This window comes from Streptomyces sp. NPDC008150 (assembly GCF_042956945.1).
Lineage (GTDB): Bacteria > Actinomycetota > Actinomycetes > Streptomycetales > Streptomycetaceae > Streptomyces.
This window is the reverse complement of record NZ_JBIBHJ010000001.1, coordinates 1,227,783-1,254,440: the sequence shown is the minus strand read 5'-3', so window position 1 is coordinate 1,254,440 and position 26,658 is coordinate 1,227,783. Positions and strand designations below refer to the sequence as shown.

General features: G+C 74.5%; 24 protein-coding genes and 1 riboswitch. Of the genes, 13 read left to right on the top strand and 11 right to left on the bottom strand.

All coding sequences use genetic code 11. The annotated features are described in order from the left end of the window. Positions 1 to 61: 61 nt before the first annotated feature. The 5 genes from amaP to ACFZA0_RS05445 form a co-directional block, all read right to left on the bottom strand. Positions 62 to 649, bottom strand: coding sequence for an alkaline shock response membrane anchor protein AmaP (gene amaP, locus ACFZA0_RS05465; RefSeq protein ID WP_391011584.1), 588 nt, complete (start codon positions 647 to 649; stop codon positions 62 to 64). Further along, entirely contained in the window at positions 646 to 1,326 is a 681-nt protein-coding gene (locus ACFZA0_RS05460) for a DUF6286 domain-containing protein (RefSeq protein ID WP_391011582.1), read from the bottom strand. The genes amaP and ACFZA0_RS05460 overlap by 4 nt, the downstream gene beginning before the upstream one ends. Beyond that, the gene (locus ACFZA0_RS05455; RefSeq protein ID WP_391011854.1) at positions 1,323 to 1,706 is read right to left on the bottom strand and encodes a hypothetical protein; all 384 of its coding nucleotides are present in this window, start codon (positions 1,704 to 1,706) and stop codon (positions 1,323 to 1,325) included. The genes ACFZA0_RS05460 and ACFZA0_RS05455 overlap by 4 nt, the downstream gene beginning before the upstream one ends. A 24-nt stretch (positions 1,707 to 1,730) precedes the next feature. Beyond that, a complete protein-coding gene (locus ACFZA0_RS05450) occupies positions 1,731 to 1,922 on the bottom strand; it encodes a hypothetical protein (RefSeq protein ID WP_391011579.1) in 192 nt (63 codons plus the stop codon). Positions 1,923 to 2,022: 100 nt separating this feature from the next. Further along, positions 2,023 to 2,499, bottom strand: coding sequence for an Asp23/Gls24 family envelope stress response protein (locus tag ACFZA0_RS05445; protein ID WP_391011576.1), 477 nt, complete (start codon positions 2,497 to 2,499; stop codon positions 2,023 to 2,025). An 87-nt stretch (positions 2,500 to 2,586) separates the two neighbouring features. Between ACFZA0_RS05445 and ACFZA0_RS05440 the strand changes: the two genes are divergently transcribed. Next, on the top strand, positions 2,587 to 3,393 hold the full coding sequence (locus tag ACFZA0_RS05440; protein WP_391011573.1) for a nucleopolyhedrovirus P10 family protein: 807 nt from the start codon (positions 2,587 to 2,589) through the stop codon (positions 3,391 to 3,393). A gap of 213 nt (positions 3,394 to 3,606) precedes the next feature. Here ACFZA0_RS05440 and ACFZA0_RS05435 read toward each other — a convergent pair whose 3' ends face one another. The 3 genes from ACFZA0_RS05435 to ACFZA0_RS05425 all read right to left on the bottom strand — a co-directional run bounded on the left by ACFZA0_RS05435 (position 3,607) and on the right by ACFZA0_RS05425 (position 6,802). Continuing rightward, positions 3,607 to 4,410 (bottom strand): enoyl-CoA hydratase-related protein, encoded by an 804-nt coding sequence (locus ACFZA0_RS05435; protein WP_391011571.1) that lies wholly within the window; start codon positions 4,408 to 4,410, stop codon positions 3,607 to 3,609. Positions 4,411 to 4,555: 145 nt separating this feature from the next. Then, entirely contained in the window at positions 4,556 to 4,777 is a 222-nt protein-coding gene (locus tag ACFZA0_RS05430) for a helix-turn-helix domain-containing protein (protein WP_018567695.1), read from the bottom strand. A gap of 426 nt (positions 4,778 to 5,203) precedes the next feature. After that, a complete protein-coding gene (locus ACFZA0_RS05425) occupies positions 5,204 to 6,802 on the bottom strand; it encodes an ATP-binding cassette domain-containing protein (RefSeq protein ID WP_391011568.1) in 1,599 nt (532 codons plus the stop codon). Between the two features lie 461 nt (positions 6,803 to 7,263). Between ACFZA0_RS05425 and ACFZA0_RS05420 the strand changes: the two genes are divergently transcribed. Both ACFZA0_RS05420 and ACFZA0_RS05415 read left to right on the top strand, forming a co-directional pair. Then, the gene (locus ACFZA0_RS05420; RefSeq protein WP_391011565.1) at positions 7,264 to 8,154 is read left to right on the top strand and encodes a neutral zinc metallopeptidase; all 891 of its coding nucleotides are present in this window, start codon (positions 7,264 to 7,266) and stop codon (positions 8,152 to 8,154) included. 128 nt (positions 8,155 to 8,282) lie between these two features. Continuing rightward, complete coding sequence (locus ACFZA0_RS05415; RefSeq protein ID WP_391011562.1) at positions 8,283 to 8,696, top strand: VOC family protein; 414 nt, start codon at positions 8,283 to 8,285, stop codon at positions 8,694 to 8,696. A gap of 33 nt (positions 8,697 to 8,729) precedes the next feature. Here ACFZA0_RS05415 and ACFZA0_RS05410 read toward each other — a convergent pair whose 3' ends face one another. The 3 genes from ACFZA0_RS05410 to ACFZA0_RS05400 all read right to left on the bottom strand — a co-directional run bounded on the left by ACFZA0_RS05410 (position 8,730) and on the right by ACFZA0_RS05400 (position 12,565). Then, a complete protein-coding gene (locus ACFZA0_RS05410; RefSeq protein ID WP_391011559.1) occupies positions 8,730 to 10,136 on the bottom strand; it encodes a hypothetical protein in 1,407 nt (468 codons plus the stop codon). A 371-nt stretch (positions 10,137 to 10,507) separates the two neighbouring features. Beyond that, positions 10,508 to 11,635, bottom strand: coding sequence for an alpha/beta fold hydrolase (locus tag ACFZA0_RS05405; RefSeq protein WP_391011556.1), 1,128 nt, complete (start codon positions 11,633 to 11,635; stop codon positions 10,508 to 10,510). A 108-nt stretch (positions 11,636 to 11,743) separates the two neighbouring features. Continuing rightward, complete coding sequence (locus ACFZA0_RS05400) at positions 11,744 to 12,565, bottom strand: class II aldolase/adducin family protein (protein WP_391011553.1); 822 nt, start codon at positions 12,563 to 12,565, stop codon at positions 11,744 to 11,746. Positions 12,566 to 12,877: 312 nt separating this feature from the next. Between ACFZA0_RS05400 and ACFZA0_RS05395 the strand changes: the two genes are divergently transcribed. The 10 genes from ACFZA0_RS05395 to cobI all read left to right on the top strand — a co-directional run bounded on the left by ACFZA0_RS05395 (position 12,878) and on the right by cobI (position 26,642). Continuing rightward, entirely contained in the window at positions 12,878 to 13,591 is a 714-nt protein-coding gene (locus ACFZA0_RS05395) for a GH25 family lysozyme (protein WP_391011550.1), read from the top strand. Positions 13,592 to 13,822: 231 nt separating this feature from the next. After that, entirely contained in the window at positions 13,823 to 15,079 is a 1,257-nt protein-coding gene (locus ACFZA0_RS05390; protein ID WP_391011548.1) for an inorganic phosphate transporter, read from the top strand. A 31-nt stretch (positions 15,080 to 15,110) separates the two neighbouring features. After that, positions 15,111 to 15,332 (top strand): hypothetical protein, encoded by a 222-nt coding sequence (locus ACFZA0_RS05385; RefSeq protein WP_391011545.1) that lies wholly within the window; start codon positions 15,111 to 15,113, stop codon positions 15,330 to 15,332. 150 nt (positions 15,333 to 15,482) lie between these two features. Further along, a riboswitch (cobalamin riboswitch) is annotated at positions 15,483 to 15,616 on the top strand. A gap of 169 nt (positions 15,617 to 15,785) precedes the next feature. After that, the gene (locus ACFZA0_RS05380) at positions 15,786 to 16,760 is read left to right on the top strand and encodes a cobalamin biosynthesis protein (protein ID WP_391011542.1); all 975 of its coding nucleotides are present in this window, start codon (positions 15,786 to 15,788) and stop codon (positions 16,758 to 16,760) included. Further along, entirely contained in the window at positions 16,757 to 18,265 is a 1,509-nt protein-coding gene (locus ACFZA0_RS05375; protein ID WP_391011539.1) for a cobyric acid synthase, read from the top strand. The genes ACFZA0_RS05380 and ACFZA0_RS05375 overlap by 4 nt, the downstream gene beginning before the upstream one ends. Beyond that, positions 18,262 to 21,915, top strand: coding sequence for a cobaltochelatase subunit CobN (gene cobN / locus ACFZA0_RS05370; protein WP_391011536.1), 3,654 nt, complete (start codon positions 18,262 to 18,264; stop codon positions 21,913 to 21,915). The genes ACFZA0_RS05375 and cobN overlap by 4 nt, the downstream gene beginning before the upstream one ends. Further along, positions 21,912 to 23,966, top strand: a complete 2,055-nt coding sequence (locus ACFZA0_RS05365) for a putative cobaltochelatase (protein ID WP_391011534.1) — start codon at positions 21,912 to 21,914, stop codon at positions 23,964 to 23,966. Before cobN ends, ACFZA0_RS05365 begins: the two co-directional genes overlap by 4 nt. Continuing rightward, positions 23,966 to 24,565 carry a cob(I)yrinic acid a,c-diamide adenosyltransferase gene (gene cobO, locus ACFZA0_RS05360; RefSeq protein ID WP_391011531.1) on the top strand — a complete coding sequence of 200 codons (600 nt, stop codon included), beginning with the start codon at positions 23,966 to 23,968 and terminating at the stop codon, positions 24,563 to 24,565. Before ACFZA0_RS05365 ends, cobO begins: the two co-directional genes overlap by 1 nt. Then, positions 24,559 to 25,914 carry a cobyrinate a,c-diamide synthase gene (locus ACFZA0_RS05355; protein WP_391011528.1) on the top strand — a complete coding sequence of 452 codons (1,356 nt, stop codon included), beginning with the start codon at positions 24,559 to 24,561 and terminating at the stop codon, positions 25,912 to 25,914. Before cobO ends, ACFZA0_RS05355 begins: the two co-directional genes overlap by 7 nt. Further along, a complete protein-coding gene (gene cobI / locus ACFZA0_RS05350) occupies positions 25,911 to 26,642 on the top strand; it encodes a precorrin-2 C(20)-methyltransferase (RefSeq protein WP_391011525.1) in 732 nt (243 codons plus the stop codon). The genes ACFZA0_RS05355 and cobI overlap by 4 nt, the downstream gene beginning before the upstream one ends. Positions 26,643 to 26,658: the final 16 nt, after the last annotated feature.

Sequence of the window (26,658 nt, the reverse complement as noted above, 5' to 3'; positions counted from 1 at the left end):
GGCGCTGTCCCTCCGGCCGGAGGGACAGCGCCACACCCACGAACGCGTACCTGACGTGTCGTCAACTCACCCGTTCCGCGCGGTGCTTGACACCCTTTAACCGCACCTCGGTCGGCAGCGAGCCGAGGTTCGCCGAGTCGCGGGCGTGCGCGAGCGCGTGGGTGGTGAGGTGGTCCAGGGCGGCGCCGGGGTCCAGGTGCGACGCGAGCAGCAGCCGTACGCGGGACGTCGGGGCGCGGCGCCGGCCGGTGAGCCGCACCTGGGCGCGCTCCACGCCGTCCAGGCCGGTCGCCTCGTCGGCGAGCACGGCCTCCAGGGCCCTGCCGCGCAGCAGCGCGCCCTCGCCGTCGCCCGTGTCGACGAGCACCTCGGCCAGGCGGCGCCTGCGCAGCACGGACACCAGCCACCACAGCGCGAGCAGGACGAGGACCGCGAGCACGGCGATGACCACGGGCCACCACCAGCCCTCGTCCCGCCAGCGGGTGCGCCGGGCCTCGGTGAGCAGGACGTCGTGACGGCTGTCGTAGATCCACCACGAGGGCGGCTTCACGCCGAGGCCGACGGCCAGCACGGATCCCCCGGCGACGACCAGGACGAGTCCGACGATGGCGAGCAGGACGCGGTTGACGCTCTTGAGCACCGCGGTCACCCCTTCCGTCCGGGCCGGGCGACGCGCACGCGCGCCTTCGGCGGGTGGCTGAGGCCGAGCCCGTCGACGGCGTCGGCGATGGTGAGGTCCAGGTCGCCGCGCACGTCGTCGAGTTCACGGAAGTGGGCCAGCGCCCGGACGTCGGCCCTGCGGCGCCGCAGCTTGACGCGCACCTTCTGCACACCGGCCACCTCCATGGCCCGGTCGCGCAGCACCGTCGCGGCGGCGTCGCGGTGCAGTCCCGCGCGGACGTCGGCGTCGGTGCGCACCATCGGCAGCAGCCTGCGCAGTCCGGGGGTGAGGGCGAGCAGCAGCAGCCACAGGCCGAGGGCCGCGGCGACGCCCGCGCCGACGAGGACCCCGGTGTCGTCGAGGGGCTTCTCGGCGAGCTGCTGGGCGAGGTTCCGGCGCCACCACATGGTCGGGCGGCCCGCGCGCACGGCGGCGACGTCGTAGAGGAACAGCCCGGCGGCCGCCAGCAGCAGCAGCGCGACGATCCCGGCGGGGATCCGGCGCGCCGACCAGAACCGGTGGCCGCGCGCGACCGCGTCCGGGGCGGCCGGACGGTGTTCCGCGGCTCCGCCGGGATCCGGACCGTCCGACTTCTCCATGACCGGCAGTGGCCTGGTGGGGCCACCTCCGGCGGCACCGTCCCCGGTGCTCCAGGGCTCGCTCATCGCGTCCTCCCCTGTGCGGCTTGGTGCGCCTGTGACAGGTGCAGCCGTTCCACCTGGACGGCGACCTCCGGCACTTCCATTCCCACCAACGCGCCTACCCGCTGCACGACTTGGGAACGCACCCGGCCGCAGCGGGCGCCGATGTCGCCGGGGTAGTCGAGTTCCACGAGGACGCGGACCCGGGCGGAGTCGCGGTGCACGACCACGGTGGCGTGCGGCGGCGCGACACCCGAGGCCAGCGGTGCGAGGGCCTCGCGCGCGGCCTGCGCGGCGACCTTCGCCACGACCCGGTCGGCGATCCGGGTCGCGCCCCGCTCACCGGGGGCGACGCCCGCCGCGGAGTCGCTCCCGGCCGCCGCGACACGCGCGGCCCTGCGCACTTCGCCGGAATCGGTGCTCAAGGGTCACCGCCGCCGGTCGCGGTCGTCGCGCGAGCGGAAGAAGTCGCCGAGTTCGAGGTCGCCCTCCAACAGCCGCCCGACGACGAACCCGACGGCGCCGAGCGCCGCCACCAGCAGAAACGCGCCGAACCCACCGAAGTACCCGGCGAATCCGAGCGCCATCCCGGCGATCATGCCGATCACGGCCATGCTCATGGTGCGCTCCTCAGCCCCTCAGCGGTCCAGCGGGTCCGCGCTTCAGCAGTTCGGATGAACGTGTTCGGTGGGCCCGGCCGGGCCAGGATCGCCGCGGGGCTCACTGGATCCGGGGTTCCGGGTCCTCGTCCTCCTCGTCGGGCAGCTTGACGTCGCTGACCGCGATGTTGACCTCGACGACCTCAAGGCCGGTCATCCGCTCGACGGCCGCGACGACGTTCTCGCGCACGTTCTTGGCCACGTCGGCGATGGACACGCCGTAGTCCACGACGATCTCCAGGTCGAGCGCGGTCTGCACCTCGCCGACCTCGGCCTTGACACCGCGGGTCACCGACTTGGAGCCGCCCGGCACCCGGTCGCGCACGGCGCCGAAGGTACGGGCCATGCCGCCGCCCATGGCGTGCACGCCGACGACGTCGCGGGCGGCGAGGCCCGCGATCTTCTCCACGACCCCGTCGGCGATGGTGGTGCGCCCGCGCGAGGAGGGGGCTCCCCCGCCGCGCCGCTGCGCTCCGCCCTTGTTCGCCGTGTCGCCCTCGGGGCCACCGGTCCTGGTCTGTTCGGTCATGTCACTCATCGCCGCACGTCCCTTTCGGTCGTCGTCCTTTTTCCACCGTAAGCGCGGTTCCGCGGCAGCGCGCTGCCGATACGGCAGGCTGGGGCAATGACGGCGGACGGGTGGACGAGAGCAGTGCGGCAACAGGTGGGCCTCGGCAGGCTGCTGCCGCTGGGCGGTCCGGGCGACGGCGCCTGGATCACGGAACGGGCGGCGCGCGGGGTGCTCGCGCACGCGGCGGCGGAGGTGACGGGAGTGCGGCTCGGCACGACCCGGATCGCGGCGGCCGACCCCGACGCGGACCCGGAACCCCAGGTGAAGGCCCCTCCCGGCGCGTTGCCGCCGGGTCCGCTGCGGGTGACCGCGGAGTTCGCGGCGGCGGGCACCGAACCGCTGCCGGCGGTCGCGTCCCGGCTGCGGGCGGCCCTGGTCGCGGCGGCCTCGCAGCGGCTGGGCCTGCCACCGGTCGACGTGGACCTGCGGGTGACGGAACTGCTCGACGAGCCCCCGCACGGCACCACCCCCGGGCCCGCCGAATCCGATCACGTGGATGCGGCCGAACGGGCGAACGCGGACGCCGGCGGCACGCACGGGCCGGCCCCGGAGGGTGGGGAGCCGGAGGGCGGGGAGCCGGAGGGCGGGGAGCCGGACGAGCCGGCCCGGGTCACCGCCGCCGCGCTGGGTGTGCCGGGCGTGCTGCGGCCGACCGGCGGGCTGGGCGGCGCGGGGCGTGCGGTGCACATCGAGGAGCAGCCGGGCGACGGCACGGCGCTGCCCCGCCGCCATGTCCGCGTCGACCTCGCGGTGGGCAGCGGGCGGCGGACCCTGGACGTGGTGAGGGAGGTCCGCACGGCGGTGGGCGCCGCACTGCGGGACCACCCGACGGTGGCGGTACTGGTGACAGCGGTGGAGTGAACAACCGCCGAGAGAGCGGGACTTGAGGCTCCCGCCTCTGAACGACAGGTTCGGGCGCGGGACTTGGGCAATGACGGAAGCAACTGCCTGCCCGTGAACGGGACTTGCGTGGAATCCGTCGCCGTGTCCGTGGGTGAGCCGACGGCCCGCGCGCTCGGTCCCGTGCGGGAGCCGGGACCCGTGCGGTGCGGGCCGTCGTCTCGGGGCGGGTGGCTACTCGCCGACGCCCGCCAGGTCGCGCAGGCGGCGCCCCTGGGCCGCGCGTTCGGCGGCGCGCTGCGCCTCCTCGTCGCGGCCGGCGGCACCGCGCAGCAGCGCCTTGGTCTCGACGACGGCGTCGCGCGGGGCGGCCAGGATCGCGGCCACCAAGTCCTTGACGGCGACGTCGAGTTGGCCGGCCGGCACGGAGAGGTTGGCGAGTCCGGACGACACCGCCTCGTCGGCGGTCACGAAGCGGCCGGTGAGGCAGATCTCCAGCGCGCGGCCGTATCCGACGAGGCCGACGAGCGGGTGGGTGCCGGTGAGGTCGGGCACCAGACCGAGACCGGTCTCGCGCATGGCGAACTGCACGTCGTCGGCGACGACGCGCAGGTCGCAGGCGAGGGCGAGCTGGAAGCCCGCCCCGATGGCGTGTCCCTGCACGGCGGCGACGGACACGATGTCACTGCGCCGCCACCAGGTGAAGCCCTCCTGGTACCCGGCGATGGCGGCGTCGAGTTCGGCCTCTCCACCGCGGGCCAGGTCGATGAACGACGGTTCGCCGTCGAAGCCCTCGGGGGTGAACGCCTGCCGGTCGAGCCCGGCCGAGAAGGACTTCCCCTCGGCACGCAGCACCACGACACGGACGGTGCCCGGCAGCAGCCGCCCGGCCTCCGCGAGCGCGCGCCACAGAGCGGGACTTTGCGCGTTGCGCTTGGCCGGGTTGGTCAGCGTCACCGTGGCGATCGCGTCGTCCACGGTGAGCCGTACGCCGTCCTGGTCGAGTACGGGAGCGAGGTCCTTGTCGGGCGAAGCCACGGTGCGCCTCCGGTGGGTGCGGTCGTCCTGGGACACCGCCCCCGCGAGGGGGCGGATCACTAAGTGACTGCACAGTAACCACCCGGTCGATCGGCTGACCGACCGGGTGGCCACCATCGATGCACGATGGGCCGCCCGGAGTCGGTCAGGCGGACGCGGCCTTCTTGCCGCGCGTCGCCCCGCCACGCCCTCGCAGCGTGACACCCGACTCACTGAGCATGCGGTGCACAAATCCGTACGAACGGCCGGTTTCCTCGGCCAACGCACGGATGCTCGCACCGGCGTCGTACTTCTTCTTCAGGTCTGCCGCGAGCTTGTCGCGCGCGGCGCCGGTTACCCGGCTGCCCTTCTTCAGAGTCTCGGCCACCCGTGCCTCCTCATGGGAAGTGCGCTCTGGTCTCCTCATGATCACCCCTCCGGAGCTTGATGGCCACCCATTCGGCAAGGTCCGTAGGACGAGGTTGTGACGACAGGAGTCGGCACACACAACCGGAATCGATGACTCCACACGGCGGCCGCTCTCGGGAAAGTCGGAATTTCTCGCGAAAGGGCAGGTCAGCGCGTCGGCGTGGCAGGGACACGTCTTATAGACGGAACCGCGGCGGAATTGATGTAGGACACACCGCGGTACGAGGGGATCTCACACAGATGGTGGATCACCGATAGGCCGAATGATCCATAGCCCGTGGATCAACGGATTCAGCACGAGCCGCTGCCCGTGTCGACACGGGCAGCGGCTCAAGGCGCCGCGGGAGGCCGCGCGACCGGCGGCGGGCCGGTCGCGCGGCGGGGGTCAGGCCAGCGAGACGAGGTCCCGGTAGTCGGCACCCCACAGGTCCTCGACGCCGTCGGGCAGCAGGATGATCCGCTCCGGCTGGAGCGCCTCGACCGCGCCCTCGTCGTGCGTGACCAGCACGACGGCGCCCTTGTAGGTGCGCAGCGCGCCGAGGATCTCCTCGCGGCTGGCCGGGTCGAGGTTGTTGGTGGGCTCGTCGAGGAGCAGGACGTTCGCCGCCGACACCACGAGGGTCGCGAGCGCGAGACGGGTCTTCTCGCCGCCGGACAGCACAGAGGCCGGCTTGTCGACGTCGTCGCCGGAGAACAGGAACGAGCCGAGCACCTTGCGGACCTCGACGAGGTCCAGGTCGGGCGCCGCGGAACGCATGTTCTCCAGCACCGAGCGCTCGGGGTCGAGGGTCTCGTGCTCCTGCGCGTAGTAACCGAGCTTGAGGCCGTGACCGGGAACGACGTCACCGGTGTCGGGCGTCTCGACGCCCGCCAGCAGCCGCAGCAGGGTGGTCTTGCCGGCGCCGTTGAGGCCGAGGATGACGACGCGGGAGCCCTTGTCGATCGCGAGGTCGACGTCGGTGAAGATCTCGAGCGAGCCGTACGACTTCGACAGTCCCTCCGCGGTGAGCGGGGTCTTGCCGCAGGGCGCGGGCTCCGGGAAGCGGAGCTTGGCGACCTTGTCGGACTGGCGCACGTCGTCGAGGCCGGACAGCAGGCGCTCGGCACGGCGGGCCATGTTCTGCGCGGCGACGGTCTTGGTGGCCTTCGCGCGCATCTTGTCGGCCTGGGCGTTCAGCGCGGCGGCCTTCTTCTCGGCGTTCTGCCGCTCGCGCCTGCGGCGCTTCTCGTCGGCCTCGCGCTGCTGCTGGTACAGCTTCCAGCCCATGTTGTAGACGTCGATCTGGGCGCGGTTGGCGTCCAGGTAGAACACCTTGTTGACGACGGTCTCCACGAGGTCGACGTCGTGGGAGATCACGATGAAGCCGCCGCGGTAGGTGCGCAGATAGTCGCGCAGCCAGACGATCGAGTCCGCGTCGAGGTGGTTCGTGGGCTCGTCGAGCAGCAGGGTGTCCGCGTCGGAGAACAGGATGCGGGCGAGCTCGATACGGCGGCGCTGACCGCCGGAGAGGGTGTGCAGCGGCTGGCCGAGCACCCGGTCGGGCAGGTTCAGGGCGGCGGCGATCGTCGCGGCCTCGGCCTCGGCGGCGTACCCGCCCTTGGTCAGGAACTCCGTCTCCTGGCGCTCGTACTGGCGCATGGCCTTGTCGCGGGTGGCGCCCTGGCCGCTGGCGATGCGCTGCTCGTTCTCGCGCATCTTGCGGATCAGGACGTCGAGGCCGCGCGCGGACAGCACGCGGTCGCGGGCCAGCACGTCGAGGTCGCCGGTGCGGGGGTCCTGCGGCAGGTAGCCGACCTCGCCGGAGCGGGTGACGTTGCCGGCGGCGGGCTGTCCCTCGCCGGCGAGGACCTTGGTGAGGGTGGTCTTGCCGGCGCCGTTGCGGCCCACGAGGCCGATGCGGTCGCCCTTGGCGACGCGGAAGCTGGCGTTCTCGATGAGGATGCGGGCACCGGCGCGCAGTTCGATGCCGGAGGCGGAAATCACGGGTCGGACTCCTGGGCGTGGAAGGCCCCTGCTCGTGCCAGGCCGAGCGTCGGGGAAGGTGGCGGATGGGCGGCTGAGGCGTACCCGCCGTCTAATGCGCGAGGAGAACGGCCATGGGGTCAGTCTAACGGGGCGGCGCAAGCGCCCCTCCGGCGTCCCCGTGACGGTCGTGCGCGCGCCCGTGCGCAGGGGACATGTCCCGCAACCGGGCCGCCGCGCGCCTCTTCCGCCCGCCTCCCGCGCGCGTACGGAGCGGTTGAGCGGGCAGCCGGGACCGGCGGGCGCCCGCCCGCACTCCCCCGTCTCCCGTACGCCCGCCCGTACCGCCGGCTTCCCGCCGTCCCCCGTTCGGGCCCCCGCCCGGCGCGGATGCCCCGGACCCGGGGTGGACGGCGCGAGGCGCGTGGTCAGGTGGTCGCACGGTCGCGGGAAGGTCGCGGAACTCCGGAAGGCGGGGCCCCATGCAGTTCGACGACGACGCCGGTCTGGACACCTCGGAGGTGCAGGACGTGCGCGGCAGCCGGGTGCCCGGCGGCCGGGCGACGATCGGCGGCGGTCTCGCCGGAGTGGTCGCGCTGCTGCTCGGGCTGTTCTTCGGCGTGGGCCCGGACGAGTTGGGGCTGTCCGACGGCGGCGCCTCCCCCACGGCCGCCGCCTCGTCCCTGGCGCAGGTCCAGCAGACCTGCCGCACCGGGCGGGACGCCAACGCGAAGGACGACTGCCGGACCGTCGCCGTGGTGAACAGCGTCCAGGACTACTGGTCGCAGGAGTTCGCGCGGCGGGGCGGCCGGTACACGCCCTCGCCGACGGTCCTGTTCACCGGCCAGGTGGGCACGGCGTGCGGGTCGGCCTCCTCGGAGGTCGGGCCGTTCTACTGCCCCGGCGACCGCAAGGTGTACCTGGACCTCGGCTTCTTCGACGAGCTGCGCGGCCGGTTCGGCGCCACGGGCGGGCCGTTCGCGCAGGCGTACGTGGTGGCGCACGAGTACGGGCACCACGTGCAGGACCTGACGGGGGCGCTCGGCCGTTCGCAGGACGGGCGCACCGGGGCGGACAGCAACGCGGTCCGCACGGAGCTCCAGGCCGACTGCTACGCGGGCGTGTGGGCGCACCACGCGACGACCACGAAGGACGAGTCGACGGGCCGGCCGCTGATCACGAGCCTGACGAGCGCCGACATCGACGACGGCCTGGACGCGGCGGCGGCCGTCGGCGACGACCGGATCCAGCAGCGCTACCAGGGGCGCGTGACGCCGGAGACCTGGACGCACGGGTCGGCGCGGCAGCGGCAGCAGTGGTTCCGGCAGGGCTACCGCAGCGGGGACATGGGGGCGTGCGACACCTTCCGTTGACGCCCCCGTGCGGCCGTGCGGCCGTGCGGCCGGGGCGTTGTCGGTGGGCGGTGCCAGACTGTGCGAAAGCGCACTTTTCGGCCGCCTCCGGGGCGGGGCGGCCCTCCGACGGCAGGGGTGTGATCGGTATGACGGGCAAGGACGGCGGCGGCCCGAGCGTCTTCCCGACGGTGCTGTACGCGGACGCGAAGGCGGCCGTCGAACAGCTCACGCAGGCGTTCGGCTTCACGCGGCACGCGGTGTACGAGGACGAGAACGGCGCGGTGGCGCACGCCGAACTGGTCCAGGGCAACGGGGCGGTGATGCTCGGCTCGAAGGGGCACGGGGGCCGTTTCGACGAGGCGATGCGCAACGCGGGCCCGGTCGGCGTCTACGTCGTGGTCGACGACGTGGACGCCCATCACCGGCGGGCCGTGGAGCACGGGGCGGAGATCCTCGTACCGCCCACGGACCAGGACTACGGCTCCCGCGACTACATGGCGCGGGACGCCGAGGGCAACATCTGGAGCTTCGGCACGTACGCCCCGGACCTCGGCGGCTGAGCGGGGCGCGCGCCCTTCCCCGGCCCCGGCCTCCTAGCCCCCGACGTGGACCTGGAAGGCGGCGCGGCGCACCGCCTTCGCGAGGGCCGGGTCGGGGTGGGCGGCGGCGAGGGCCACCAGGACCTGCACGGTACGGGGGTGTCCGACGGCCCGTACCTCGTCGAGGAAGGCGGGGATCGTCGGCTGCACCGCGGACTCCAGGTGCCGCACGAGCAGCGGGGCCTCGCCGTGGTCGGCGACCGCGGCGGCGGTGTCGACCCACAGCCAGGTGGCCTCCTCGCGGGTGAGCACCTCGTGGGCGTCCTCGGGGTCCGCGCCGTCGTACTCGGCCAGCCAGAGCAGCGCGTACGGGCGCAGTGTCGGCTCGTCGGAGACGCGCCGGACGTCCGGCTCGGCGGGGGCGCCGACGACCCGCAGCGCCTCGAAGGCGAGGCCGCGCAGCAGGGCGTCCTCGCCGCGGGCGGCGGCCAGGAGTTCGGAGACGGCGCTGCCGACCGTGCGGGCGGCGAGCCAGGCCCGGTACTCGGCGCGGGCCGCGTTGGGGCGCAGCTGCGAGCAGCCGCGCAGCATGTCCTCGGCGGGCTGTTCGATGTTCCCGGCGGGGCTCTGGGCGGCCACGCAGATCTGCTCCAGCTTGACCCAGACCGCCCAACTGCCCAGCGGCGTCAGCTCGGCCTGGCCGTCGCCGCAGGTCAGCGCTCCGACGCCGGCGAGCGCGCGGAGCGCCCAGTCCAGCAGCGGGGCGAGGGACGTCTCGGGTGCCGCGTCGACCGCGGGCGCGACGGGCTGGAGGGGCACCGGCGGCACCGCCTGCGGGCCGAACGGGACCTCGCAGCGTTCGGTGCGCAGCTCGGTGACGCGCTGCACGAGCAGGTCGAGGAGCTGCGGGACCGGGACGGGCCCGGCGGAGAGCTGGAGGAAGGAGAGCACCTGCGGCATGGCCGAAACCACCTCGGCGACCGCGGCCGCCTCGTGGTCGCCGGGTTCCGGGCAGGACAGGGACCACGCGTCGAAGAGGGCGACCCAGCCGCGCAGCACCGCGCTGTCGTCGCGGTTCCAGGCGCGCAGCCGCCAGCCCGGACGGGCGACGTCGCCGTGCACCTCCACGAGGCCGGCGAGGCGGGCGGTGTCCCAGTCGGCGTGCACCTGGGCGGTGGTCAGGCCCAGGTCGCGGGCCGCACGGTCGGCGGTCTCGGCGGAGAGGACGCCCCGGGCGTCGTGCCCCGGGCGCAGGGCGGTGTCGGCCCACCGGGCGACGCGGGCCGCGCCGGCCAGTCCGGAGCGCGCCATGCCGGCGAGCTCCCCCGGTGCGGGTGTGCCCTCCGGGGGGCGGGGCGCGGGGCGGCGCGAGCGCCGCTGGTTCATCGCTCGGGGGGCGGCGGCCAGGGGTCGCGGGCGGACGAGTCGAAGCCTGGAGTCGCGCGGGATACGGGACGTCACGGGTGCAGTCTTCCGGTTGACGGTCCGAAAACCCAAACGGAACGTCACGGCGGGCGACGGGACAGGCCAACGCCGCGCCGTCGGCGGGGCTTCCGGGGCAGGCGGGGACGCCTTCGCGGGCGCCCCGGCGGAGCGCGGCGCCCGGGGCGCGAATCCCCGGGCGGAGGCCGGACCGGGTCCCGCCAGGGCCGGGGCGCTCGCCGGGGGCGCGGCACTGGCGCGGGGGCTGCCCCGGGGTCCGAGCCGGCCGCGACGGGCGCCACCGGGCACGAGGTCGCCGCCGTTGGCCGGGAAGCGGCGGGCACGGGGCCGAACCCCCGGTCCGGGCGGCCGCTTTCGCCGTCCGGACCGCGCGCCCCCCGCGCCGGCGCCTACATCAGCGGTGTGAGGAAGCGCCGCAGCGCCTCCTCGTAGCCCCTCGGGTCCACGTTCCACATGGCGCCGTGCGGGGCGTCCGGGACGGTGTGGAAGGCGACCAAGTCGGGCCGCCGGGCGGCGAGGCGGCGGGAGAGGTCCCAGGGCGCCACCGTGTCGGCGGGGCCGTGCACGAGGAGCGTCGGGACGGTGAGGCCCGCCGGGTCGGTGGCCTCCGCCGTGCCGATGTCGCGCAGGCCGGCCCGTCCCTGGGCCGCGCGGACCGCCAGCGGCAGCAGCGGTCCGGGGGTGCGGCGGGCGGTCGCGAGGGCGCGCAGGGTGGTCTCCCAGCTCAGCACCGGCGAGTCCAGGACGAGGCCGCAGATCCGGCGGCGCAGCCCCGAGCGGGCGGCGGCGCGCAGCGCCATGGTCGCGCCGGTGGACCACCCGTACAGGACGACCTTCGAGGCGCCGTGCCGCACGGCGTAGCGGATCGCGGCGTCCAGGTCGCGCCACTCGCTCTCCCCGAGGTGGCCGAGGCCGTCCCGGGGGCGGGGCGCGCCGAGGTCGCCGCGGTAGGAGAGGGCGAGCACCGGGAAACGCTGGAGGCGCAGGAACTCCATGACGTTCATGGCGAGTTCGCGGGTGGTGCCCAGGCCGTGCACGGCGATCACCCAGGTGCTCCGGTCGGCGGGCACGAACCAGGCGGGCAGCGGGCCGAGTTCACCGGGCACGTCGACGTCGGCATGGTCGAGGCCGAGCGCGGTGCCCGGGTTGCCGACGTACAGGTTCGGGGTGAGCCAGGCGCGGTCGCCGGCGCCGAGGGTGCCGTGGGTGACCCGTTCCAGGCGTCGTACGACGGTGTCGGCGGTGTGCTCGGCACCCGGCAGGACCGGGCCGACGACCGCGTGCGAACCGTCGCCCGCGAGCCCGTAGGTGCCGGGCCGCAGCGACGCGAAGTCGCGGGTGAGGGTGATCTGGCCCGCGGCCGTGCCGTGCACGGTCAGGCGGGGTTCGGTGGCGAGCGGTCTGCCGGGGGACGCCCTGAGTGCGGCGTCGCTGGCGAGCCGGCCGGCCGCCACGGCGGCGGCTCCGGCACCGATGACTGCGGTGACGGCAGCGGCCGTCGCTCTGACTGTGCGCACGTGTTCAGTGTCCCGTCGCCGGGCGGGCCGGGCCAGTGGGAAGCCGTTCGGGGGTGACGCGGCACCGCTCCGCCGCCCCGCTGTCCGGGTTCCCCGGTGCTCCGCCGGTCACACGCCGCGGGGCTGCCCGTACCCCCGCAGGCGGTCCCTCGCCTCGGCCATCCGGTCCGCCGGCAGGACCGCCGGGGTCAGCCCGGGGACCGACGAGGCGGCCAGCCACACCCTGCACATCCATTCGAGCTGGGCCGTGCGGTCGTAGGCCTGGTCGAGGGTGTCGCCGTAGGTGAGGGCCCCGTGGTTGGCGAGCAGGCAGCCGGTGCGGTCCTCCAGCGCGGCCAGGGCGTTGCGGGCCAGTTCCTCGGTGCCGTAGGTCGCGTAGGGGGCGACGCGGACGGTGCCGCCGAGGGTGCCGGCCAGGTAGTGGATGTCGGGGAGCGCCGGCACGAGCGTCGAGACGGCCGTGGCGTGCACGGCGTGCGTGTGGACGACGGCCCCGGCGGCGGTGTTCCGGTACACGGCGAGGTGCAGGGGCAGTTCGCTGGTCGGCCGCAGGGTGCCGGTCACTTGGTGGCCGTCGAGGTCCACCGCCGTCAGGTCGCGGGCGGTGAGCCGGTCGTAGGGCACGCCCGTCGGGGTGACCAGGACGGTGTCCCCGACGCGGACGGAGACGTTGCCCGAGGTGCCGACGACCAGACCGTCGGCGACCGTGCGGCGTGCCGTGGCGACGAGTTCCCGCCAGGCGTCCGCCTCCTCGGGGAGCGCGGCCCGGCGGGGCGCCGCGGCCCCGGCCGACGCGCCGTCACCCTCCCCCGCTCCCCGGGGCGCACGGTTTCCCGGCGCCCCAATACCCCGGGCGTCCTCGCCCCGTTGGTCGGGGCGGCCGTCGGACTCGTCGGGCCCGCCGGGCCGGTCACTCCACACCTCAGCCATGCGCCGATCCTGTCAGGCGGTGGCGCGGGCCGGTCCGGCGAGGACGCGACACCCCGGCGCGGCGGCACCGGGGCCGGTCCAACACCCGTGCGGTGCACGCCCGTTGACGATTCGCACCATTGTGCCCCTCTTGCACGTAATGCCGGAGATGATCTGAATTGCACCGATCGTCCAGTAGCCTCTGGTGAACTTGTCGCGCCTGTCGCCGTTTCCGGGGGAAGCATGGTCCGCGCCCGCACATCAGTCCGTCCCGTCAACCACACCCGCCCCGCCGGTCCCGGCGGAAGCCGCCGTGCGCACGGCGGGGGCACGGTGCCCGTCCTCGCGACGCTCGCCCTCGCCGCCACCCTCGCGGGCACGGTCGCCGCGAGCCCGGCCTCGGCCGCCGGCCTGCCCAGGGGGCACGACGTCTCCGCGTACCAGAAGAACGTGAACTGGTCGTCGGCGCGGGCGAAGGGCGCGCAGTTCGTCTACGTCAAGGCGACCGAGTCCACGACGTACCGCAACCCCTACTTCGCCAAGCAGTACGCGGGAGCGCGGTCCGCCGGGCTGGTCCGGGGCGCCTACCACTTCGCGCTGCCGGACCGGTCCTCGGGCAAGGCGCAGGCCTCCTACCTCCTCGGCCACGGCGGAGCGTGGAAGGCGGACGGCTGGACGCTGCCGCCGGCCCTCGACCTCGAATCCAACCCGTACAACCGCAAGCACGGCTGCTACAACCTGTCGAAGGGCGCCATGACGTCCTGGATCAGGTCGTTCAGCTCCGAGGTGGAGCGCCGGACCGGCCGGCCGCCCGTCATCTACACGTCCACCCGCTGGTGGAACACGTGCACGGGCAACAGCCGCGCCTTCGCGTCGACCCACGCGCTGTGGGTCGCGCGCCACGGCACCAAGACCGCCGGGACGCTGCCCGCGGGCTGGTCGTACTGGACGTTCTGGCAGCACGGCAGCAACGGGAAGCTGCCGGGTGACCAGAATCTCTTCAACGGATCGACGACCGCCCTGCGCAAGTTCGCCCGCGGCTACTAGACCGACGGACGGGCCCGCCGACGGCCGAAGCGAGGCCGCCGGCACGGGAGCCCGCCCAGAGGGCCACGAGGGTCTCGGGCGGGGCCTGTTCGCGCGCCCGGTCGGGGCACGACCGGACCGGCACGCCCACCTCCGTTTGCGGTCACCATGACGCCCTTCTCAGTTCATCTTCCGTTCACCCACGTTACTTACGTTCAAATCGCCAATGACTTCGAACGATTGCCTGGGTAAATGGAAAACTTCTCGCTGATCCTCGCGATCGTGGTTATAACCGCACTCGCGTTCGATTTCACGAACGGTTTTCACGACACCGCCAACGCGATGGCCACCACCATCTCGACCGGTGCGCTCAAGCCCAAGGTCGCGGTCGCCATGTCGGCCACGCTGAACCTTGTCGGCGCCTTCCTCTCCGTGGAGGTCGCCAACACGATCTCCAAAGGTCTCGTCGACGAGACCGGCATCCGTCCCGAGGTCATCTTCGCCGCCCTGGTCGGCGCGATCCTCTGGAACCTGGTGACCTGGCTGGTCGGCCTCCCCTCCAGTTCCTCGCACGCCCTGATGGGCGGTCTGATCGGGGCCACGGTCGCCTCGGCCGGCACCGGGGCCGTGCACGGCAACGTGCTCGTCACCAACGTGCTGCTGCCGGCGCTCGCCGCGCCGATCGTCGCAGGGCTCGCCGCCCTGTTCGCCACCCGGCTCTCGTACACCCTGGGCAAGAAGGCCGACGGCAGGGCCGCGGCGAAGGGCTACCGCGCCGGACAGATCGCCTCGGCCGGCCTGGTCTCGCTCGCGCACGGCACGAACGACGCGCAGAAGACGATGGGCATCATCACCCTCGCCCTGGTCGCCGGCGGCGTCGTCGCCCCCGACTCCGACCCGCCCACCTGGGTCATCCTCTCCGCGGGCCTCGCCATCGCGATGGGCACGTACATCGGCGGCTGGCGCATCATCCGCACCATGGGCTCCGGCCTGACCGACCTCCAGCCGCAGCAGGGCTTCGCCGCCCAGACCAGCGCGGCCACGGTCATCCTGGCCTCCTCCCACCTCGGCTTCTCCCTCTCCACCACGCACGCCGTCTCCGGTTCGGTGATGGGCGCGGGTCTCGGCCGCAAGGGCGGTGTGGTCCGCTGGTCCACGGCCGGCCGCATGCTGGTCGCCTGGGCGCTGACGCTGCCCGCCGCCGCGCTGGTCGGCGCGGGCGCCGAGTACGTGACCGAGCAGGGCGGCTGGGGCACCGGTCTCGTCGCCGTCTTCCTGGTCGCCGCGTCCGCCGGCATCTACCTGTTGTCGCGCCGCCAGGTCGTCGACCACACCAACGTCGCCGCCCCCGACGCGGAGCCCGGCGTCGTCACCACCGCGCTCGCCGCCGTGGTGCCCCCGCCGACCGCGGCCGCGGCCGCGGAACTGACGGCCACCATCCCCGCCCCCGCCCAGGCAGCCGCGTCGGTCGTGTCCGACCCCGCGGCCCCGCCGACCGCCGCGGCCTGACCCGCCCCGACGAAGGAAAGAGACGAACGGCATGAACATCGACTGGGCGGCCCTCGGTTCCGTCTTCGGCGTCAGCCTCGTGGCCACCGTGGCCACCGTGGGCCTGTTCACCCTCGGCGTCGCCGGGCTCTCGCACCGCGAGCGGGCCCAGGCCCGGGGCGGCACGGCGGCCCTCGCGACGACCGGCGCGTACGTCTGCTTCGCGGCCTGCGTGGCGGCGGTGGCGTACGGGATCAGCCTGATCGTCGCCTGACCCACCGGCGACACCGCGGCCCCGCGACGGCGGGTGCGGGACGGCTCCGCCCTCCGCACCCGCCGTCGCGCGTGCCCGCCGCGCCGGTGCCCGTGTGGGCCTCAGCACACTCTCCCTCCGCAGGTCAACGGCAAGTTGACGGCTGTTCTCGGAGCGTGGTGGACTGCCGGGGCCATGTACGGCGGCAGAAGAGGAAGCCGGTGCGAATCCGGCGCGGTCCCGCCACTGTCACCGGGGAGCACTCCCCGGGAGCCAGGAACTCTCCCCGCCGGTCTCGTCGAACCAGGGCGTGGACACCCTGAGTGAGGACATACCGCGATGCCCGGCCGCCGTGCCCGTTCCCGTCGTGCCCCTTCCAACGCCCGTGCCCGTGCCCGCTCGTGCGCCGTTCCGCGTGACGGTGCCGGAGCCCGGCCGGCCCGTACTCCCTCCGACCCCTCGGGCGGCTGAGCGATGGGTGCCGATCGCGTCTTCGCGTACGGCGCCGCCGCCGGGCTCCTCGGTGACCTCGTCCTCGGCGACCCGCGCCGCGGGCACCCGGTGGCCGCCTTCGGGCGGGCCGCGGGTGCCGTGGAACGGGTCCTGTGGCGCGACCACCGCGGCCGGGGCGCGCTGCACACCCTCGTCTGCGCCGGCGGCGCCGTGGCGCTCGGCGCCGCCGCCGCCCGCGCCGCGCGCGGTTCCCGCGGTGCCTCGGTGGCGCTGACCGCGGCCACCACCTTCTGCGTCGTCGGCGGCACCTCCCTGGCACGCGAGGCGCGCGCGATCGGGCGGGCCCTCGACGCCGGTGACGTGGCCGCCGCGCGGGCCCGGCTGCCGCACCTGTGCGGACGCGACCCGCAGTCCCTCGACGCGGACGGCATCGCCCGCGCCGTCGTCGAGTCCGTCGCCGAGAACACCTCCGACGCCGTGGTGGGCGCCCTGGTGTGGGGCGCGGTCGCCGGGGTCCCGGGGCTCGTCGGGTTCCGTGCGGTCAACACGCTCGACGCGATGGTGGGTCACAAGTCGCCGCGCCACCGCCGGTTCGGCTGGGCCTCGGCCCGCCTCGACGACGTCGCGGGCTGGCCCGGCGCCCGGCTGACCGCCGTGCTCGCCGCCGTCTGCGGGGACCGCCCGCGCGACGCGCTGCGTGCCTGGCGCGCCGACGCCGCACTGCACCCGAGCCCCAACGCGGGCCCCGTGGAGGCCTCGTTCGCGGGCGCCCTCGGCGTGCGGCTGGGCGGCACGCTCTCGTACGGCGGACGCGTCGAGCACCGCCCCGTGCTCAACGGCGCGGGCCGCCCCGTCGCCACCGGGGACATCGACCGCGCCGTCCGGCTGTCCCGCCGGGTGGGCGTGGCCGCGCTCGGCGTGGCGGTGTCGGGGCGGCTGCTGGCGGACAGGGTGCTCACGGGGCACCGGACGACGACGAAGGGACGCAGGGCATGAACGGCGGGCTGCTCGTCGCCGGCACCACGTCGGACGCGGGCAAGAGTGTCGTCACCGCCGGGATCTGCCGGTGGCTGGTGCGGCAGGGCGTGAAGGTCGCGCCGTTCAAGGCGCAGAACATGTCGCTGAACTCCTTCGTGACCCGCGAGGGTGCCGAGATCGGACGCGCGCAGGCGATGCAGGCGCAGGCCGCCCGCGTCGAGCCCACCGCGCTGATGAACCCCGTCCTGCTCAAACCGGGCGGCGAACAGAGCAGCCAGGTCGTGCTGATGGGCAGGCCGGTCGGCGAGATGAGCGCCCGCGGCTACCACGGCGGGCGGCGCGAACAGCTGCTCGGCACCGTGCTGGACTGCCTGGCCCAGCTGCGGAGCACGTACGACGCGGTGATCTGCGAGGGCGCCGGGAGCCCCGCGGAGATCAACCTGCGGCGCACCGACATCGTCAACATGGGCATCGCCCGCAACGCCCGGCTGCCCGTCCTCGTCGTCGGCGACATCGACCGCGGCGGGGTGTTCGCGTCCTTCTTCGGCACCCTCGCGCTGCTCTCCCCGGAGGACCAGTCGCTGATCGCCGGGTTCCTCGTCAACAAGTTCCGCGGCGACGTGTCGCTGCTCGAACCGGGCCTCGACATGCTCCGCGGGCTGACGGGCCGGCCCACGTACGGGGTGCTGCCGTTCCGGCACGGGCTCGGCATCGACGAGGAGGACGGGCTGCGGGTGTCGCTGCGCGGCACGGTCCGCGAGTCGAACGTCGAACCGCCTCTCGGCGAGGACGTGCTGCGGGTCGCCGTGTGCGCGGTGCCGCTGATGTCGAACTTCACGGACGTGGACGCGCTGGCCGCCGAACCCGGCGTCGTGGTGCGGTTCGTGGACCGCCCCGAGGAGCTCGCCGACGCCGACCTCGTGATCGTCCCCGGCACCCGCGGCACCGTGCGCGCCCTGGAGTGGCTGCGCGAGCGGGGCCTGGCCGACGCGCTCGCGCGGCGCGCCGCGCAGGGGCGTCCGGTGCTCGGGATCTGCGGCGGTTTCCAGGTCCTCGGCGAGCACGTCGAGGACGACGTGGAGAGCCGCGCCGGGCACGTCGACGGGATCGGTGTGCTGCCGGTGCGCGTGCGCTTCGCCCGCGAGAAGACCCTCGCCCGCCCGGTCGGCACCGCCCTCGGCGAGAGCGTCGAGGGCTACGAGATCCACCACGGCGTCGCCGACGTCAGCGGCGGGGAGCCCTTCCTCGACGGCTGCCGCGTCGGCCAGACCTGGGGCACGCACTGGCACGGTTCGCTGGAGTCGGACGGCTTCCGGCGCGCCTTCCTGCGTGAGGTGGCCGCCGCCGCGGGCCGCCGCTTCGTGCCCGCCCCCGACACCTCCTTCGCCGCGCTGCGCGAGCGGCAGCTCGACCTGCTCGGCGACCTCGTCGAACAGCACGCGGACACCGATGCCCTGTGGCGGCTCGTCGAGTCGGGCGCACCGCAGGGCCTGCCTTTCATTCCACCGGGAGCACCCGCATGAGCACAGTGTTGTTGTTGTCGACCGCCGACACCGATCTGCTGGCGGCGCGGGCCTCCGGCGCCCCCTACCGGATCGCCAACCCCTCCCGCGTGGACGCGGCGGAGGAACTGCCCGCGCTCGTCGCGGGCGCGTCGGTCGCCGTCGTGCGGCTGCTGGGCGGCAAGCGGGCCTGGGAGGACGGGCTCGCCGCGCTGCGCGCCTCGGGCATACCGACCGTGCTGCTCGGCGGCGAGAGCGTGCCGGACGCGGAGCTGATGGCCGAGTCGTCGGTGCCGGCCGGTGTGGTCGCCGAGGCGCTGCGCTACCTGGTCGAGGGCGGCCCGGAGAACCTGGCCGAACTCGCCCGGTTCCTCTCCGACACGGTGCTGCTGACCGGCGAGGGCTTCGAAGAGCCGCGCAGGATGCCGGAGTTCGGGGTGCACGGCGAACGCGCCTTCGTCGAGGGCCGGCCCACGGTCGGCGTCCTCTTCTACCGGGCGCACCACCTCAGCGGCAACACCGCCTTCGTGGACACCCTGTGCGACGCGATCGAGGCACGCGGCGCCAACGCCCTTGCCGTGTACTGCGGTTCGCTGCGCGGCGCCGACCCCGAGCTGTACGCGACGCTGGGCCGCGCGGACGCGCTGGTCGCCACCGTGCTCGCGGCGGGCGGCACGCACGCCTCCGAGGCGTCGGCGGGCGGTGACGACGAGGCGTGGGACGTCGGGGCGCTCGCCGACCTCGACGTGCCGGTGCTGCAAGGGCTCTGCCTGACCTCCTCGCACGCCGCCTGGGAGGCCTCCGACGCCGCCCTGTCCCCCATGGACGCGGCGATGCAGGTCGCCATCCCCGAGTTCGACGGCCGCCTCGTCACCGTCCCGTTCTCCTTCAAGGAGGAGGGGCCCGACGGCGTGCCGGTGTACCGGGCCGACCCCGAACGGGCCGCGCGGGTCGCCGGCATCGCGGTGCGGCACGCGGTGCTCGCGCACAAGCCGAACGCCGAGAAGAAGCTCGCCGTCGTCTTCACCGCCTACCCGACGAAGCACTCCCGCGTCGGCAACGCGGTCGGTCTCGACACCCCGGCCTCCGCCGTGCGCGTGCTCGACGCGCTGCGGGACGCGGGGTACGGCGTCGACGGACACCCCGACAACGGCGACGAGTTGATCCACCGGCTGATCAACGCCGGTGGCCACGACGTGGAATGGCTCACCGAGGAGCAGCTCGCCGCGGCCCCGGCCCGGGTGCCGCTCGCCGACTACCGCGCCTGGTTCGACACCCTCGACCCCGCGCTGCGCGACGGCATGCTGGAGGCGTGGGGCGAACCGCCGGGCTCGTTCTACGTCGACGGCGACGACATCGTGCTGGCGTCCCTCCAGTTCGGCAATGTCGTCGTGATGATCCAGCCGCCGCGCGGCTTCGGCGAGAACCCGATCGCGATCTACCACGACCCCGACATGCCGCCGTCGCACCACTACCTGGCGGCGTACCGCTGGCTCGAGAACACGTTCGGCGCCGACGCCGTCGTCCACATGGGCAAGCACGGCACGATGGAGTGGCTGCCGGGCAAGGGCCTCGGTCTGAGCCGGAGTTGCGCCCCGGACGCGGTGCTCGGCGAACTCCCGCTGATCTACCCGTTCATCGTCAACGACCCCGGTGAGGGCACCCAGGCCAAGCGGCGCGGGCACGCCACCGTCGTGGACCACCTGGTGCCGCCGATGGCGCGCGCCGACACCTACGGCGACCTCGCCAAGCTGGAGCAGCTCCTCGACGAGTACGCCCTGGTGTCCGACCTCGACCCGACGAAGGCGCCCGCCGTGCGCGCCCAGATCTGGACGCTGGTCAAGGCCGCCGAGCTGCACCACGACCTGCACGTCGACGACCAGCCGGGCGACGACGACTTCGACTCGTTCGTCATGCACATCGACGGCTACCTGTGCGAGATCAAGGACGTGCAGATCCGCGACGGCCTGCACATCCTCGGCGGCGGTCCCGTCGGCGAGGCCCGGGTGAACCTGGTCCTCGCGGTGCTGCGCGCCTCGCAGGTGTGGGGCGGAAAGGCCAACGCGCTGCCCGGCCTGCGGGCCGCGCTCGCCGCCCACTTCGGGCTGGTGGAGAAGGAGTTGCTGGCCGAGCCCGGCGCCGCCGTGAAGGTGCCCGCCGAACTCTCCGAGCTGGTACCGGGTCCCGCCCGCACCGGCGCCGACGCCGTCGACCTCCTCGAGCAGCTCTGCCGGCGGATCGCCGAGGGCATGGAGGAGCGCGGCTGGGAGGTGTCCGCGTCCGCCGCCCTGGTGCGCGAGGTGCTGGGCGCCGAACTCCCGGACGCCGTCGCGGTGGTGGGCTTCGCGTGCACCGAGGTGGTGCCCCGGCTCGCCCGCACGAGCGACGAGATCGACCACATCCTCAAGGCCCTGGACGGCGGTTACGTCCCGGCGGGCCCCTCCGGCTCCCCCACCCGCGGCCTGGTCAACGTCCTGCCGACCGGCCGCAACTTCTACTCCGTCGACCCCAAGGCCATTCCTTCCAGGCTCAGTTGGGAGGTCGGCCAGTCGCTCGCCGAGTCGCTGGTGCAGCGCTACCTCCAGGACACGGGCGCCTACCCGAAGTCTGTGGGCCTCACGGTCTGGGGCACCTCCGCGATGCGCACCCAGGGCGACGACATCGCCGAGATCCTGGCGCTGCTGGGCTGCCGCCCGGTCTGGGACGACGCCTCGCGCCGGGTCACCGGCTTCGAGGTGATCCCGGCCGCCGAGCTGGGCCGCCCGCGCATCGACGTCACGGTCCGCATCTCCGGCTTCTTCCGCGACGCCTTCCCGCACGTGGTGGGCCTGGTCGACGACGCGGTGCGCACGGTGGCCGAGCTGGACGAGGACGCGGCGACCAACTACGTCCGCGCACACGCCGACGAGGACACCGCCGAGCACGGCGACCGGCGGCGCGCGACCGCCCGGATCTTCGGCTCCAAGCCCGGCGCGTACGGCGCCGGCCTGCTGCCGCTGATCGACGCCCGCAACTGGCGCTCCGACGCGGACCTCGCCGAGGTGTACGCGGTGTGGGGCGGCTACGCCTACGGCAGGGGCCTGGACGGGCGGGCGGCGCGCGGCGACATGGAGACGGCGTTCCGCCGGATCGCGGTGGCGGCGAAGAACGTCGACACCCGCGAGCACGACCTGGTCGACGCGGACGACTACTTCCAGTACCACGGCGGCATGGTCGCCATGGTGCGGCACCTGACGGGCGAGAGCCCGGAGGCGTACGTCGGCGACTCGGCCGTGCCGGACCAGGTGAAGACCCGCACCCTGGGCGAGGAGACGCACCGGGTGTTCCGCGCCCGCGTCGTCAACCCCCGCTGGATGGCGGCGATGCGGCGCCACGGCTACAAGGGCGCCTTCGAGATGGCGGCCACCGTGGACTACCTGTTCGGGTACGACGCGACGGCCGGCGTGGTCGACGACTGGATGTACGAGAAGCTCAGCGCCGAGTACGTCTTCGACGCGGAGAACCAGGACTTCATGAGGAAGTCCAACCCGTGGGCGCTGCGCGGCATCACGGAACGCCTGCTGGAGGCGGCCGAGCGCGGGCTGTGGGCGGAACCGGACCAGGAGACCCTGGAGCGGCTGCGCGCCACGTACCTGGAGCTCGAAGGCGACTTGGAGGGCGACGACAAGTGAGTACCCCGTTCCCGTTCACGGCCGTGGTCGGCCAGGACGACCTGCGCCTCGCGCTGCTGCTCAACGCGGTCAGCCCCGCCGTCGGCGGCGTGCTCGTCCGCGGCGAGAAGGGCACCGCCAAGTCCACGGCCGTGCGCGCTCTTTCGGCGCTGCTGCCCGCGGTGGACGTCGTCGCCGGATGCCGTTTCTCCTGCGACCCGGCGGCCCCCGACCCGGAGTGCCCCGACGGCCCGCACGAGGTGCGCACCGGCGCCCGACGGCCCGCCAGGATGGTGGAGTTGCCGGTCGGTGCCTCCGAGGACCGGCTCGTCGGCTCGCTGGACATCGAGCGCGCTCTCGCCGAGGGCGTCAAGTCCTTCGAGCCGGGTCTGCTCGCCGCCGCGCACCGGGGCATCCTCTACGTCGACGAAGTGAACCTGCTGCACGACCACTTGGTGGACCTGCTGCTCGACGCCGCCGCCATGGGCGCCTCGTACGTGGAGCGCGAGGGCGTCTCCGTCCGGCACGCGGCGCGGTTCCTGCTGGTGGGCACGATGAACCCCGAAGAGGGCGAGCTGCGGCCGCAGTTGCTCGACCGGTTCGGGCTCACCGTCGAGGTGACCGCCTCGCGCGAGCCCGACCAGCGGGTGGAGGTCGTGCGGCGCCGACTCGCGTACGACGACGACCCGGCGGCCTTCGCGTCGCGTTGGGACGGGGAGGAGGCCGCCGTACGTCAACGGATCGTCGCAGCACGGCAGTTGCTCCCGTCCGTCCGGCTGGGTGACGGCGCGCTGCGGCAGATCGCGGCGACCTGCGCGGCGTTCGAGGTGGACGGCATGCGCGCCGACATCGTGATGGCCCGTACGGCGACGGCGCTCGCCGCGTGGGCGGGCCGCACCGACGTGCTCGCCGAGGACGTCCGGCAGGCGGCGCTGCTCGCGCTGCCGCACCGGCGGCGGCGCAACCCCTTCGACGCTCCGGGGCTCGACGAGGACAAGCTCGACGAGACGCTGGAGGAGTTCGCCGGAGACGGCGACGGGGACGACGGCGACGACGACCCCGACGGTCCGGGCGGAGGCGGCCGGCCGCCGCAGGACGGGCCCCCGCAGGACGGTCCGCAGTCCGACGGGACGGCGCAGGACGGGCCCGAGCAGGGCGCGGACCAGGACGCCCCCGGCAACGCGAGGCCGGAGGCCGGCGAGGGCGAGGGCCCGAAGGCGTCCGGCGGCGGCGAGCAGCAGCCCGCGCCGGCGGCGGAGCCGTTCCGGACCAAGGTGCTCAGCGTGCCGGGTCTGGGCGAGGGCAGCGCGGGCCGGCGTTCGCGGGCACGCACCGAGCACGGGCGCACGACCGGGGCCCGGCGGCCCCGGGGCACGCTGACGAAGCTGCACCTGGCGGCGACCGTGCAGGCCGCCGCCCCGCACCAGCGCTCGCGCGGGCGCTCGGGGCCGGGGCTCGTGGTGCGCCGCGACGACCTGCGGGAGGCCACCCGGGAGGGGCGCGAGGGCAACCTGGTGCTGTTCGTGGTGGACGCGTCGGGGTCGATGGCCGCGCGGCAGCGGATGAGTGCCGTGAAGGGCGCCGTGCTGTCGCTGCTGCTCGACGCGTACCAGCGGCGGGACAAGGTCGGGCTCGTGACGTTCCGCGGCAAGGACGCCGACGTGGCGCTGCCGCCGACGTCGTCGGTGGACGCGGCGGCCGTGCGGCTCGCGTCGCTGCCGACGGGCGGGCGCACCCCGCTGGCGGCCGGGCTGCTGCGGGCGCACGACGTGCTGCGGGTGGAGAGGCTGCGCGACCCCGCGCGGCGGGCGCTGGTGGTCGTGGTGACGGACGGCCGGGCGACCGGCGGCCCCGAGCCGGTGGCGCTGGCGGGCCGCGCGGCGCGGCTGTTCGCGGCGGAGGGCACGGCGAGTGTCGTCGTGGACTGCGAGTCGGGGCCGGTGCGGCTCGGGCTCGCCGGGCAGCTGGCGGGTGAACTGGGCGGCACGGCCGTCACGTTGGACGAGTTGCGGGCGGACAGCATCGCCGGGCTCGTCCGCGATGTGCAGGGTGACCACAGGAGGGCCGCGTAATGCCGCAGGGACAGCCGAGTGTCGTGCCCGAGGACGGTCTGACGACCCGTCAGCGCCGCAACAGGCCGCTGCTGGTGGTGCACACGGGCATCGGCAAGGGGAAGTCGACGGCCGCCTTCGGTCTGGCGCTGCGCGCCTGGAACCAGGGCTGGCCGATCGGGGTGTTCCAGTTCGTCAAGTCGGCGAAGTGGAAGGTCGGCGAGGAGAACGCGCTGCGGGTGCTCGGGGCGTCCGGCGAGGGCGGCACCGTCGACTGGCACAAGATGGGCGAGGGCTGGTCCTGGGTCCAGCGCGACGCGCAGCTCGACAACGAGGAGAAGGCCCGCGAGGGCTGGGAGCAGGTCAAGCGGGACCTGGCCGCCGAGACCTACAAGCTGTACGTGCTCGACGAGTTCGCGTACCCGATGCACTGGGGCTGGGTCGACACGGACGAGGTCGTCGAGGTGCTGCGCGAGCGGCCGGGCACCCAGCACGTGGTGATCACCGGGCGCAACGCGCCGGCCCGGCTCGTGGACGCCGCCGACCTGGTGACCGACATGTCCAAGGTCAAGCACCCGATGGACGCCGGCCAGAAGGGCCAGAGGGGCATCGAGTGGTGACGTCCGTTCCCCGGCTGGTGGTCGCCGCGCCCTCCTCGGGCAGCGGCAAGACCACGGTCGCCACGGGGCTGATGGCCGCGTTCGCCGCGCGGGGACTCACGGTGTCCCCGCACAAGGTCGGACCCGACTACATCGACCCCGGGTATCACGCGCTGGCCACCGGCAGGGTGGGCCGCAACCTCGACGCGTACCTGTGCGGGCCCGACCTGGTGGGTCCGCTGTTCGCGCACGGCGCGCACGGCTGCGACGTCGCCGTGGTCGAGGGCGTGATGGGGCTGTTCGACGGGGCGGCGGGGCAGGGCGAGCTGGCGTCGACCGCGCACGTGGCGAAGCTGCTGCGGGCGCCGGTGGTGCTGGTCGTGGACGCGTCGTCGCAGTCGCGGTCGGTGGCCGCGCTGGTGCACGGGTTCGCCTCGTGGGACCCGGAGGTCCGCATCGGCGGTGTCGTGCTGAACAAGGTCGCCTCCGACCGGCACGAGCAACTGCTGCGCGACGCGCTGGACCTGTCCGGGGTGCCGGTGCTCGGCGTGCTGCGCCGCGCGCCGCGGGTGGACACGCCGTCGCGGCACCTGGGCCTGGTCCCGGTCGCCGAGCGGCGGGACGCGGCGGTGGACGCGGTCGCGGCGATGGCGGAGCAGGTGGCCGCGGGCTGCGACCTGGACGCGCTGCTGCGCCTGGCGCGCGGGGCGGGCGAGGTGCCCGGCGCGCGCTGGGAGCCGCCGGTCGCGGAGCCGGTGCCCGGCGGGCGTCCGGTGGTGGCGGTGGCCGGGGGGCCGGCGTTCACGTTCTCGTACGCCGAGCACACCGAGCTGCTGGCAGCCGCGGGCGCCGACGTGGCCGTGTTCGACCCGCTGCGCGACGAGCGGCTGCCGGCGGGCACGGCGGGGCTGGTGATCGGCGGCGGGTTCCCGGAGGTGTACGGGGCGGAGCTGTCGGCCAACGCGCCGCTGCGCCGCGAGGTGGCCGCGCTGGCGGCCTCCGGCGCCCCGGTGGCCGCCGAGTGCGCGGGGCTGCTGTACCTGTGCCGGGAGCTGGACGGGCGGCCGATGTGCGGGGTGCTGGACGCGTCCGCACGGATGGACGAGCGGCTGACGCTGGGCTACCGGGACGCGGTGGCCGTCGGCGACAGCGTGCTCGCGGCGGCCGGGACGCGGATGCGGGGGCACGAGTTCCACCGCACGGTCGTCGAGCCGGGGGCCGGCGCGGCCCCGGCGTGGGGGGTGACCGCGCCCGTGCGGCGCGTCGAAGGTTTCGTACAGCAGGGCGTGCACGCGAGTTATCTGCACACGCACTGGGCGGCCGAGCCCGGTGTCGCCCGTCGGTTCACGGAGAGGTGCCGGACGTCATGAGCAGCAGGCTGATCGGAGTGGGCGTCGGACCGGGCGACCCGGAACTGGTGACCGTGAAGGGGGTCAACGCCCTGCGGGCGGCCGACGTCGTCGTGGTGCCCGTGATGGACACGGGCGAGCGGGGGCGGGCCGAGGCGACGGTGCTGCACTACGTGGGCGCCGAGAAGGTGCTGCGGGTGGTGTTCGCGCTGAACGAGCGCACCGACCGGGCGCGCCGCGAGGAGGCGTGGGACGCGGCGGGCCGGACGGTCGCCGGGCTGCTGGAGCGGCACGGGGCGGTCGCGTTCGCGACCATCGGCGACCCGAACGTGTACTCGACGTTCACGTATCTCGCGCAGACCGTCGGCGAGCTGGTGCCGGGGACCGTCGTGGAGACGGTGCCCGGGATCACCGCCATGCAGGACCTGGCGGCGCGCTCGGGCGCGGTGCTGACCGAGGGCACGGAACCGCTCACGCTGGTGCCGGTGACCGCGGGCCACGAGGTGCTGAAGGAGGCGCTGGCCGGGCCCGGGACGGTGGTGGCGTACAAGTTCGGGCGGCACGCGCGCGAGGTGGCCGAGGTGCTGCGGGACAGCGGGCGCCTGGAGGGCGCCGTGTGGGGCTCCGCGCTGGGGCTGCCGGAGGAGTCGATCCGCCCGGCCGCCGAGCTGGCGGACGCGCCGCTGCCGTACCTGTCGACGCTCATCGCGCCCGCGCGGCGCGAGGGCGGCCGGGGCGGCAAGCTGTGACGTACGGGCGTGCGGC

What these genes read in the sequence shown, in the direction of transcription:
- ACFZA0_RS05450 (WP_391011579.1), bottom strand. Translation starts at nt 1,922, where the DNA reads ATGAGCATGGCCGTGATCGGCATGATCGCCGGGATGGCGCTCGGATTC.
- ACFZA0_RS05385 (WP_391011545.1), top strand. Translation starts at nt 15,111, where the DNA reads ATGAACATCGACTGGGCGGCCCTCGGTTCCGTCTTCGGCGTCAGCCTC.
- ACFZA0_RS05415 (WP_391011562.1), top strand. Translation starts at nt 8,283, where the DNA reads ATGACGGGCAAGGACGGCGGCGGCCCGAGCGTCTTCCCGACGGTGCTG.
- ACFZA0_RS05375 (WP_391011539.1), top strand. Translation starts at nt 16,757, where the DNA reads ATGAACGGCGGGCTGCTCGTCGCCGGCACCACGTCGGACGCGGGCAAG.
- ACFZA0_RS05460 (WP_391011582.1), bottom strand. Translation starts at nt 1,326, where the DNA reads ATGAGCGAGCCCTGGAGCACCGGGGACGGTGCCGCCGGAGGTGGCCCC.
- ACFZA0_RS05440 (WP_391011573.1), top strand. Translation starts at nt 2,587, where the DNA reads ATGACGGCGGACGGGTGGACGAGAGCAGTGCGGCAACAGGTGGGCCTC.
- ACFZA0_RS05380 (WP_391011542.1), top strand. Translation starts at nt 15,786, where the DNA reads ATGGGTGCCGATCGCGTCTTCGCGTACGGCGCCGCCGCCGGGCTCCTC.
- cobO (WP_391011531.1), top strand. Translation starts at nt 23,966, where the DNA reads ATGCCGCAGGGACAGCCGAGTGTCGTGCCCGAGGACGGTCTGACGACC.
- cobN (WP_391011536.1), top strand. Translation starts at nt 18,262, where the DNA reads ATGAGCACAGTGTTGTTGTTGTCGACCGCCGACACCGATCTGCTGGCG.
- ACFZA0_RS05445 (WP_391011576.1), bottom strand. Translation starts at nt 2,499, where the DNA reads ATGAGTGACATGACCGAACAGACCAGGACCGGTGGCCCCGAGGGCGAC.
- ACFZA0_RS05400 (WP_391011553.1), bottom strand. Translation starts at nt 12,565, where the DNA reads ATGGCTGAGGTGTGGAGTGACCGGCCCGGCGGGCCCGACGAGTCCGAC.
- ACFZA0_RS05420 (WP_391011565.1), top strand. Translation starts at nt 7,264, where the DNA reads ATGCAGTTCGACGACGACGCCGGTCTGGACACCTCGGAGGTGCAGGAC.
- cobI (WP_391011525.1), top strand. Translation starts at nt 25,911, where the DNA reads ATGAGCAGCAGGCTGATCGGAGTGGGCGTCGGACCGGGCGACCCGGAA.
- ACFZA0_RS05390 (WP_391011548.1), top strand. Translation starts at nt 13,823, where the DNA reads ATGGAAAACTTCTCGCTGATCCTCGCGATCGTGGTTATAACCGCACTC.